We start from the raw sequence: 6,327 nt of genomic DNA on the forward strand, positions 1-6,327 counted from the left end.
CGGGCCTGCAAGCATCTCGGGATGCGCCGTACCGGGGGCTCGCGGTCGGTCGAGGCGGTCTACGACGCCTTGGCGCCGGGCGTGCTCGGGTACTTCCGCTCGCACCGGATGCGCGACCCGGAGGGCCTGACCGGCGATGTCTTCGTGGCCGTCACCGAGCGGCTCGGGCGCTTCCGGGGCGACGACGCCGCCCTGCGCCGGTGGGTGTTCACCATCGCCCACCACCGGCGGGTCGACGAGATCCGCCGGGACCAGCGTCGGGCAGAGGCCTGGGATGTCCTGCCGGCACCGCCGTGGGACGACGCCGAGGCGATCGACCCCGCCCTGGTCGCCGCCCTCAACGCCCTCACGCCCGAGCAGCGCGAGGTGGTGGTCCTGCGCTTCGTGGCCGACCTGCCCGTCGCCGCCGTGGCCGACATCGTGGGGAGGTCGTCGGGCGCGGTGAAGATGCTCCAGCAGCGCAGCGTCGAGGCGCTGGCGGCGTCGCTCGACCCGCCCCGGGGCACCGCGTCGCCGTCACCGTGACCTTTCGGGGCCCTCGGACGATCACCTTGGCGATGGACGACACCGATCTCACCGACCGCCTCCGACGCCTCGGCACCGAGCCCCTCTCGCCGGGGACCCGTGCCGACCACCACCAGCGGATGACGGCCGCCTCCGCGACTCGCCTGCGCCCCGAGCGCCGCTTCGGCCGCGTGGCCGTCGGCCTTGCCGCCGTCGTCGGGTTCCTGGCGGGGTCGACCGGCCTGGCCGTGGCCGGCGCCCTGCCCGGCCCCGCCCAGGGCGTGGCCCACGAGGTCTTGGGCCTCATGCAGGTCGAGGTGCCCGATGGCAATCGCGGGCAGTGCGTGAGCCAGGCCGCCCGCGGCGCCGCGACCGAGGAGGCGCGGGCCACGGCCAAGGAGGCCTGCCCCAAGGGTGGACCCCCCGACAAGGGCGCCGAGGGCGCGCCGGGTAGGAGCGGACAGGCCCCGGGACGCGACGGGAAGCCAGGCGCCAGGGGCGCGAACCCTCACGCCGACGACGACTGCCGGGGCCGCCCGCCGTGGGCCGGCGACCGCGTCATGGCCCCCGAGGCCAAGGAGCTCCTCCAGGCTGCCCGGGCGGCGTGCCCGCCGGACGACGACGCCGGGGACTGACCCGGGAGGGGATCTCCATCCCCGCGGCGGGCGCATCCGGCGTGAGCGAGCAGTAGAGGCCTTGGACATTCGGCGGGTTCCAGCAGACGCCGAGGGCTTGGCCTCACCACTGCCGCGTTACCCTCCCGGCGATGGAGATCACGTTGGTCGGCCATGCCAGCGTGCTCATCGAGGCGGGTCCGGTGCGCCTGCTCAGCGACCCGTGGTACGTGGGCACCGCGTTCAACGAGAGCTGGACGCTGCACCCGCAACCGGAGGTCCCCGACGACCTCTTCGACGGGGTCACCCACCTCTGGATATCCCATGAGCACCCCGACCACCTGAGCATCCCGACCCTGCGGTCGATCCCAGCGGAGCGGCGTGCGGAGATGACGCTGCTGTACCAGCGGCACTGGTCGGGCACGGTCTTCGACTGGGTGTCGGGCCTGGGCTTCGGTCGGGCGGTCGAGATGCGCCACGGCGACGAGCACGACCTCGGCGGTGGGGTCCGGGCACGCCTCTTCCAGGTCCGCCACGAGGACGCGGCCCTGGCGGTGCACCACGACGGCGCCACCGTGTTCAACCTCAACGACGGCAAGCCCTCGACGGCCACGCTGCGCCGGTTGCGCCAACGCATCGGGCCGATCGACGTCCTCCTCACCCAGTTCTCACCTGCGGGCTGGCCCGGCAACCCCGACGACGACGATCGGCTGGCGGCGACCTCGGCCAAGGCCCTCGCCCAGGTGGTCCGCCAGGCCGACGTCCTAGGACCCAGCTACGTGGTGCCCTTCGCCAGCTTCGTCCGGTTCAGCCACGAGGAGAGCGCATTCATGAACCGGGTCATCAACCGGATGGACCGCGTCCGAGATGCTCTCGGACCCGAGCGGACAGCGGCGATGAGCTCCGGGGAGCGCCTCCGCGTCGGCGACACGCCGGCGGGGTCGGACGCGGCCGTGGAGCGCTACATCACGGCGGTCGACGCCATCGCCGACCTCCCGCTCACCAGCCACGAACCGGTGCCCTTCGACGACGTGGTCGACGCGGCCCAGGGCCACGTGGAGAACCTGCGCCGCGACTACCACGCCACCCTGCTCCGCCGGCTCGGCCCGGTGACCTTCGACCTGACCGACCTTGGCCGCAGCCTCACCCTCGACATCGGCGCCGGGGCCGTCGCCGAGGGCTCACCGGAACAGGCGCCGGGGCGCATCAACACGTCGTCGCAAGCCGCCTGGTACACGTTCGCGCACCGCTGGGGTGTGCCCACGCTGCTCATCTCAGGAAGGTTCCGCCTACCCGACGGCGACCGGGTGTTCCGCCGCTACAAGGAGCTCGGCAGCGCCTGGTCGGGTGGGTTCCACACCCACGGCCTGCTCGGCGCGCTCGCGTCGCCCCGCGGTCGTGACCTGGTCACCCGACGCTGGCGCGACCTCCGCGACCTCGTGCCCGGCGGGTCCTGATGGTCCGCTCGCTGGTGGCCTCGGCCCTCCTCACCCTCGGCCGGCGCGCCACCGGACGCCACCTGGTGCTGCTCGACGCCGCGGTCGGCCACCTCGCGCTCGGCCGGTGGCTCCGCCAGCGCGGGGTCCGGCGGGTGCGCCGGGTGGCGACCCGGGAGGACCTCTTCGCGCTCGCCCTCCCGTCGCTGCGCGGCCGCCGGCCGCTCTACGTCGAGCTCGGCGTGCACCGGGGCGACAGCATCCGGTGGTGGGCGAGCCACCTCACCGACCACGACGCCGCGCTTCACGGCTTCGACAGCTTCACGGGCCTCCCCGAGACGTGGAACGACGAGAACACCGCCGGTCGGTTCTCCACCGACGGCGAGGTCCCCACCATCGACGACCCCCGCGTCCGGTTCTTCCCCGGGTGGTTCGACGACACCCTCCCCGCGTACGAGCCGCCGCCGCACGACGCCGTCTTCCTCAACTTCGACGCCGACCTGTACTCGTCGACCACAGCCGGCCTGCGTCACCTGCGCCCACTCATCAGTAAGGGCGCCTGGCTGTACTTCGACGAGCTCAACGACAAGGACCACGAGCTGCGGGCGCTCGATGAGTTCCTCCACGAGAGCGACATCGACATCGAGGTCGTCGCCCGCGCCGCCAACGGCCGCCACTGGCTCTTTCTCGTTCGGAGCTGACGAAAGGGACCCGATGACCTCAGCTGGGATCCGACATGTTCACCTGCTCGTCGCCGACCATGAGCGGTCCGCCGCGTTCTACCGCGAGGCGTTCGGCATGAAGGAGCGCTTCCGCGACGGCCCCATCATCTTTCTCGGGACACCTGACGGCGGGGACTCCCTGGCCCTCCACCTGGCCACCTCCGACGACGAGCGCGCACGCGTGGGCGCACAAGGCGGGTGGGAGCACTTCGGCATCCACCTTCCGGACCGCTCCGGGGAGGGGGTCGACGCCGCGGTGGCGCGAGTGCAGCAGGCGGGCGGATCGCTGCTCGACCGCGGTGAGCACGCACCCGGTATCCACTACGCCTACGTCGCAGACCCCGACGGCTACGCCATCGAGATCTGATCCGACCGCCCCGCGCGTTTGACCATGCCGGACACGGCCATGGTGTCGACGACCCGCTCCTGATCACGCCAGCCGCGGGTTGGCAACGTGCAGCCCGCGGCGGCTTGCAGCGTCGCACAGCGCGCCATCTGCGCTGGTCAAGACGGACGCGCTGACGAAGAGCGCTGCGGCCAGGTGGACCGCGTCGTAGCCGCGCAGCCCTTCGGATTCGGCGAGCTCTGCAGCGTTGGCGATCAGCTCGTCGGTGACCTGCACGAGGTGAAGGTTGCCGACCAGCGAGACGAGCTGTGCTTTGGCAACGTCGTGCTGGGCGGCCGTGAGACGCCCAGCCCGAGTCGCCGAGGCGAGTGCTGCCCGGGCCTCGACGACGACCAGGCTGGCCGATGCGAGCGCGTCGGCGGCGTCCCAGATCAGCTCGGCTCGGTCAGATCCCTCCTCGTCGACCACCAGCTTGAGAAGCGCTGACGTGTCGACGTAGGTGATCACTGACGCTGTTCAGCGACGAGATCGCTCACTGGTCTCTTCGCCTTGATCCGTCGATGCGGCCGCCGGCGAACATCCCGAGTCGGCGGGCGGACCACACCTGCCGCTACCAGCTCGGCGAGTCGGTCGGTCGGCTCATCGACTGCTGAGAGCCTGGCGACCGGGCGCCCGCGGTCGGTCACGATGACCTCCTCGCCGGCGCGGACACGCTCGATGTACTTGCTGAGACCGTTCTTGAGGTCGCGGATTCCGACCTCGGACCGAGACGTAGCTACTCCCATGGCACAATTGTAGCCACATCGTCGGTCCCAGTGCGTCCCACATCCGCTCGCTACCGCTGTGAGATCCGTGCTCTGCTCTTGCTCAGGGTCCTGACGACGAGGAGGCCTTCGTGGCCCGGCAGGTCGCACTCCTTCGCGGGGTGAACGTCGGTGGCAAGAACACGGTCGCGATGACTGTGGTCCGCGACGTCTTCGAGTCGATCGGCTGTGAGGACGTGAGCACCTACATCCAGAGCGGCAACGTGCTCTTCGCCGGCAGCGGGACGCTCAGCCCACAGCGCCTCGAGGAGGCGCTACACGCCCGGTTCGCGCTCGACATCTCGGTGGTGGTCCGTTCGGCCGACGACCTCCGCCAGGTCGTGGAGCACAACCCGTACGCGGCTGCCGACCTCTCCAAGGTGCACGTCGCCTTCCTGGCTGACGAGCCAGATGAGGAGCGGGCAGCGAACCTCGACACGGTGGCGCTGCTGCCCGAGCACGTCACCATCCGGGGCCGTGACCTCTACCTTCACCTCCCCAACGGGATGGGACGGGCCAAGCTTCCCGGCCACCTCGAGCGACGGCTGAGCATCCGGCCCACAGTTCGGAACTGGACGACCGTGACCAAGCTGGCCGACCTGCTCGCGGCCTGATGGCTCGACTCGCCGCGCGCGCCAACCCGGTCGTGCGGCTCAGCGGCGCGGTAGAAGTCGCGGGTCTCCTCGAAGCGGACGGTGAAGATCCCGAGGTGGTGGATCACCGACCGTCGACCTTCCGAGCGATCCAGAGCCAGGTCTCGTAGGGGACGGTCAGGGTCCCACTCGGGAACGGCTCGGCGAGCAGGGCTCGAAGCTCGGCGAGCAGACCCTGCCGCGCGTCGGCCGCGAGAGCGACGATGTAGCTGTGGCTGGCGAGGTCGGTCATCCAGGTCTCGACCGAGATGGCGCGGGTCCACGGCACGACCACCTTGCCCTCGAGCTCGAAGAGGCCTGCCCCGACGACGGTGGCACCCCAGTCGGTGTCGCGCTGGCTGCGGTTCGTGCCCGCACAGGCCCGCTCGATGGCTGACCAGTGCGCGTCGAACCAGGCGTCGTCGTCGGCCCGGGGATGCGACCACCACCCTGCCCACCGCCCGCCGTCCCGCAGCACCCGGTGGGACTCGGCGGTCCCCGCCGACTCGTCCAGCCAGTGCCAGGACTGGGCGAAGCAGACCAGGTCGGCAACCTCGTCCCGGATGGGCAGAGCAGCCCCGTCGGCGACCACCGCCGCCAGGCCGGGGCTGCGCGCTGAGGCGCGCGCCAGGACACGGGCACCCGGGTCGACGGCGGTCACCACCGCGCCGCGCTCGAGGAGCTGCCTCGTGGCGATCCCCGTCCCGGCACCCACGTCGAGGACGCGCAACCCCTCGAGCGCACCGAGGGCGTCGTACACCCCGGGGGGATAGGACGGGCGCGCCGCGTCGTACTCGTCGGCCACCGCCTCGTAGGTCGCCACCCCACGATCTTGGCCCAATCAACCGCCGCGCTCGACATCGACGCCGCACTGAGGTTCGAATGAGGCGGGCACTGCTCGTCCTGGCCCTCGTCGCCGCGGCCTGCGCCAGCCACGATGAGGAGACCCGGGTCCTGCGCACCGGCCCCAGCTGATCCCCATCCGACCAACCAAGGACGCGACGACCATGACCTCGACCACCACACCACCTGCTCGCCCCGCCGCCAAGGCGAGCATCACGGAGCGCGTCGGGCGGCACCTCCGGGGCGCGGCGCTCACCCCCGAGCTCATCGCCTTCGTCGCCTCCGACCGTCGCCGGCGCGACCCGTTCCCCGCCTACCGGCGCCTGCAGCGCTGGGATCCGATCCACCGCAGCCCCCTCGGCCTGTGGGTCCTGTCGCGCCACGCCGACGTCACCGCCGCCCTCCGCCACCCGGCGATGAGCAGCGA

The 6,327-nt window shown here is 71.8% G+C and carries 10 protein-coding genes; 7 read left to right on the plus strand and 3 right to left on the minus strand.

Features of this window, described 5'->3' with window-relative positions:
• Nucleotides 1–21: 21 nt before the first annotated feature.
• The 5 genes from VMN58_12460 (at nt 22) to VMN58_12480 (ending at nt 3,643) form a co-directional block, all read left to right on the plus strand.
• Nucleotides 22–525 (plus strand): RNA polymerase sigma factor, encoded by a 504-nt coding sequence (locus tag VMN58_12460; GenBank protein HUF34009.1) that lies wholly within the window; start codon nt 22–24, stop codon nt 523–525.
• Between the two features lie 32 nt (nt 526–557).
• A complete protein-coding gene (locus VMN58_12465) occupies nt 558–1,139 on the plus strand; it encodes a hypothetical protein (GenBank protein ID HUF34010.1) in 582 nt (193 codons plus the stop codon).
• Between the two features lie 131 nt (nt 1,140–1,270).
• A complete protein-coding gene (locus VMN58_12470; protein ID HUF34011.1) occupies nt 1,271–2,575 on the plus strand; it encodes an MBL fold metallo-hydrolase in 1,305 nt (434 codons plus the stop codon).
• Nucleotides 2,575–3,255 (plus strand): TylF/MycF/NovP-related O-methyltransferase, encoded by a 681-nt coding sequence (locus tag VMN58_12475; GenBank protein HUF34012.1) that lies wholly within the window; start codon nt 2,575–2,577, stop codon nt 3,253–3,255. The genes VMN58_12470 and VMN58_12475 overlap by 1 nt, the downstream gene beginning before the upstream one ends.
• Nucleotides 3,256–3,268: 13 nt before the next feature.
• Entirely contained in the window at nt 3,269–3,643 is a 375-nt protein-coding gene (locus VMN58_12480; protein HUF34013.1) for a VOC family protein, read from the plus strand.
• Nucleotides 3,644–3,706: 63 nt separating this feature from the next.
• Here VMN58_12480 and VMN58_12485 read toward each other — a convergent pair whose 3' ends face one another.
• Both VMN58_12485 and VMN58_12490 read right to left on the minus strand, forming a co-directional pair.
• On the minus strand, nt 3,707–4,129 hold the full coding sequence (locus VMN58_12485; GenBank protein ID HUF34014.1) for a type II toxin-antitoxin system VapC family toxin: 423 nt from the start codon (nt 4,127–4,129) through the stop codon (nt 3,707–3,709).
• A complete protein-coding gene (locus VMN58_12490; GenBank protein ID HUF34015.1) occupies nt 4,126–4,407 on the minus strand; it encodes a type II toxin-antitoxin system prevent-host-death family antitoxin in 282 nt (93 codons plus the stop codon). The genes VMN58_12485 and VMN58_12490 overlap by 4 nt, the downstream gene beginning before the upstream one ends.
• A gap of 110 nt (nt 4,408–4,517) precedes the next feature.
• Here VMN58_12490 and VMN58_12495 point away from each other — a divergent pair, with 110 nt between their 5' ends.
• Nucleotides 4,518–5,039 (plus strand): DUF1697 domain-containing protein, encoded by a 522-nt coding sequence (locus VMN58_12495; protein ID HUF34016.1) that lies wholly within the window; start codon nt 4,518–4,520, stop codon nt 5,037–5,039.
• Between the two features lie 103 nt (nt 5,040–5,142).
• On the opposite strand, the gene VMN58_12500 is transcribed toward VMN58_12495, so the two are convergent.
• A complete protein-coding gene (locus tag VMN58_12500; protein ID HUF34017.1) occupies nt 5,143–5,880 on the minus strand; it encodes a class I SAM-dependent methyltransferase in 738 nt (245 codons plus the stop codon).
• Nucleotides 5,881–6,064: 184 nt separating this feature from the next.
• On the opposite strand from VMN58_12500, the gene VMN58_12505 reads away from it, so the two are divergent.
• The coding region (locus VMN58_12505) for a hypothetical protein (protein HUF34018.1) at nt 6,065–6,327 on the plus strand (263 nt) is incomplete at its 3' end.

It is taken from the genome of Acidimicrobiales bacterium (assembly GCA_035512495.1).
Lineage (GTDB): Bacteria > Actinomycetota > Acidimicrobiia > Acidimicrobiales > CADCSY01 > DATKDW01.

Excerpts from the sequence above, each read along its gene's own strand:
- VMN58_12460 (HUF34009.1), top strand. The coding sequence starts at position 22 with ATGCGCCGTACCGGGGGCTCGCGGTCGGTCGAGGCGGTCTACGACGCC.
- VMN58_12465 (HUF34010.1), top strand. The coding sequence starts at position 558 with ATGGACGACACCGATCTCACCGACCGCCTCCGACGCCTCGGCACCGAG.
- VMN58_12470 (HUF34011.1), top strand. The coding sequence starts at position 1,271 with ATGGAGATCACGTTGGTCGGCCATGCCAGCGTGCTCATCGAGGCGGGT.
- VMN58_12475 (HUF34012.1), top strand. The coding sequence starts at position 2,575 with ATGGTCCGCTCGCTGGTGGCCTCGGCCCTCCTCACCCTCGGCCGGCGC.
- VMN58_12480 (HUF34013.1), top strand. The coding sequence starts at position 3,269 with ATGACCTCAGCTGGGATCCGACATGTTCACCTGCTCGTCGCCGACCAT.
- VMN58_12490 (HUF34015.1), bottom strand. The coding sequence starts at position 4,407 with ATGGGAGTAGCTACGTCTCGGTCCGAGGTCGGAATCCGCGACCTCAAG.